The sequence below is a fragment of the Kitasatospora putterlickiae genome, from assembly GCF_039527695.1.
GTDB lineage: Bacteria > Actinomycetota > Actinomycetes > Streptomycetales > Streptomycetaceae > Kitasatospora > Kitasatospora putterlickiae.
The window spans coordinates 2,185-5,247 of sequence record NZ_BAAAKJ010000504.1; the positions used below are offsets into that span (position 1 = coordinate 2,185).

Annotated in this window: 2 protein-coding genes; both read right to left on the reverse strand. The window is 75.7% G+C overall.

The genetic code is table 11. From position 1 onward, the window contains the following. Positions 1-1,919, reverse strand: a 1,919-nt coding sequence (locus tag ABD308_RS38050; RefSeq protein WP_344345439.1) for an FUSC family protein, incomplete at its 3' end; no start/stop codon positions are given. A gap of 10 nt (positions 1,920-1,929) precedes the next feature. After that, positions 1,930-3,030 carry an HTTM domain-containing protein gene (locus ABD308_RS38055; RefSeq protein WP_344345447.1) on the reverse strand — a complete coding sequence of 367 codons (1,101 nt, stop codon included), beginning with the start codon at positions 3,028-3,030 and terminating at the stop codon, positions 1,930-1,932. Positions 3,031-3,063: the final 33 nt, after the last annotated feature.

Consider the following 3,063-nt stretch of genomic DNA (forward strand, 5'->3'; position numbering starts at 1 on the left):
GCCAGCGCCGTGGTCAGCCCCAGCTCCTCGCCGAACTCGGCCGCCCCCGGCACCGGCGGGGCGTCGGCGGCGGGCAGGTGGGCCTCCAGCAGCACGGCGACCCGTCCGAGGTGGCCGACGGCGGCCCGGGCGCGGTCCAGCTGGCGCCGGCTCACCCCGGGCAGTCCGGAGGCGTGCCGGCCGGGCTCGGCGTCGGCCCGCTGCATCGCCTGGAGCAGCTCCGAGCGCGCCTCCCGGGAGTCCAGCAGCGCCGAGCGGACCTCCCGGCCGCGCGGCGCGGCGGGCCGCTCGTAGACGGCGATCACCTCGGCCGCGTACCGCCCGGCGGCGGCCAGCCACTCGGCCAGCCGCTCGCCGAGCCGGGCGGTCTGCCAGGTCGGGAAGAGCGCGTAGACGAGCAGCGCGACCGAGCCGCCGAGCAGCGTGAGCCCGACCCGCTCCACCGCCGTGGCCAGCGGGTCGCCCTCCTGGAGGCCGAGCAGGAAGACCACGTAGGAGGAGATGCAGACGGTGATCACCGCGTAGCCGGTGCGGAAGGTCAGGTAGGCGCCGGCGATCGAGACCACCGCGAGCGCGGCCAGCACCCATTCACCGGGCCGGGCCAGCTGCACCACCAGGGTGGAGACGGCGACGCCGACGACCGTCCCGGCCAGCCGGGCCACGCCCCGGCTGTAGGTCTGCGCGAAGTCCGGGCGCATCACCATCGCGGCGGTCATCGGCGCCCAGTAGCCGTGCTCGAAGCCGGCCAGCCGGGCCAGCAGATAGGCGGCGGTGACCACCCCGGACAGCCGTACGGCGTGCTGGAACACCGCCGAGCGCGGATGGAACTGCCGGCGCACCGCGCGCAGCGCCGTCGGCAGCATCCGCACCAGCGGCGGCTTGCGCAGCGCCCCGCCGGGCTGGACGACGGGGGTGTCGATGGTGTCCTCGGAGGCGCGGTCGAGCGCGTCGGCGGCCTTGCGGAGCAGCCCGGCCAGCCGGCGCGCGGCCCGGCGGGCGGCGCCGCGCAGCTCCGGGCCCTCGGTCCGGGCGACCAGGGTGAGCGCCGGCGCCGAGCGCGGCAGCTGGAGCGGGTCGCCGGTGCGGATCGCCCGGGCCAGCGCGTCCATCGCCTCGGCGGAGGCGGCCAGCACCTCCCGGGCCCGGTCGCGCTCCGGGCCCTCCTCGGGGGCGCCCACCTTGGGGTCGGCGAGCGCCGCCAGGGTGGGCCGGATCCGTTCGGCGAGGCCGCGCAGGCCGCGCAGTTCGGGCGGCCTGTGCCGGTCCTGCCAGGGCGTCAGCGCGGCGGCGTTCCTGGCCTCGATGAACGGCGCCGGGTCGACGTGCGCGGTCGGGTCCTGGCGCAGCCGGCGCGCGTAGTCGGCGAGTTCGGCGTAGGTGTCGGCGAGCGCCTCGCGCTGGGCGGTCCAGCTGCCGATCGGCCAGAGGGTGATGACCAGCGCCTGGACGGCGCCGCCGAGCGCGCAGACCAGCCCGTGGCCGAGCGCGGTGAGCGGGCTGACCGGCAGCTGGACGACGATCAGCATCACCGAGAGGGTGTTGGCGGCGACCACCCCGGCGGTCGGCCCGATCGCCCAGGAGAGCCCGGCGCCGAACGCCCAGACCGCCAGCAGCACCGGGAACGCCCCGGTCACCCCGGCCGCCAGGTAGCCGAGGAAGGTGCTGACGCCGAGTCCGATCCCGGCCCCGACGGCGAGCGTGGCGCGCGGCCGGAAGCTGCGCTGGAAGGTCGCGGTCCCGGCGATGAACGCGCCCATCGCGGCCGAGGTGGCGAGCAGGGCGTCGCCGAGCGCGAGGGTCGGGAAGAGCACCACGGCGACGGCGACCGCCCCGCGCACCGCGCGCTTGGGGTCGGTGAGCGCCCGGTCGATGGTCAGTCCGGTCCGTGCGGTGTCTCGAAGCGCGGCGAACCAGGACATACCGGTCAGCTTAGTGGCGGCCCCTCAACCGGATCCGCGCGACCCGCTCCCCGGCCCACAGCAACGCCGCCGTCGGCAGGAACACCGCGTCCGCCGCGATCATCGCCAGCGAGAACACCGGCAGCCCGAGCAGCACCGCGATCCCCACGTGCTCGGCCATCATCACCACCAGCAGCGCGTTCTTGAGCCGCCGGTTCACCAGCGTGAACGGGAAGGCCACCTGGAGCAGCACGGTCCCGTAGGTGATCAGGAACACCGGCAGCAGCGCCCCGCCGAGCAGCCCGGACAGCCCCGGCCAGGGCGTGAAGTAGTCCAGGTGCAACGGGTAGTAGAGCGCGGTGCCGTCCTGCCAGCGCGAGCCCTGCACCTTGTACCAGCCGGCCGTGGCGTAGATCAGCGTCACCTCGACCGCGATCACCAGCATCGCGCAGTTGTGCACCATGGTCGCCAGCGCGTCCAGCACCGCCCTGGTCTCGCCCTCCGGCGCCAGCCGGTCCACCAGCCACCAGAGTCCGGCCACCGCCCAGAGCAGCCAGAACAGCGGCGCCCAGCCGACGTACGGGAACCCCCGGACCGTCCAGTCCAGGCTCGACCCGGCGAAGCCGCCCAGCTGACAGACCAGCAGCACCGCCCCGAGCGCCGCCCACAGCGGCACCCCGCCCACCCCGCCCCGCCCGGCGCGGACCCGCCGGGCGTCCAGCGACCACACCTCGGCGCACCGGGTGAAGACCAGGTAGACCGCCATCAGGTGGACGATGTTGTCGCCGCCGTCGCCGAGGAAGACGTTGCGGTTCTGCAGCGACAGCACGGTGACCAGGAACAGCACCGTGGCCGCCCTGGTCCGCCAGCCGAGCAGCACCGCCAGCGCGGCCAGCACCCCCAGGTGGTAGACCAGCTCGAACCAGGGCCGCCCGCCGAACCAGGGCAGCACCGTCAGCGCCCCGTTGTCGGCCAGCAGCCGCTCCGCCAGCTCCATCGACCAGGGCGAGGTGTCGCCGTACAGCAGCCGCCGGTCGGGCCACTCGCGCACCAGGTACGCCAGCCAGACCAGCCCGAAGCCGATCCGCACCGCCGCCGCCTGGTACCGCCCGAGCACCCGGCCGGTGAACACCTCGAAGGCCCAGGCGGCGAGCCCGGCCGGACC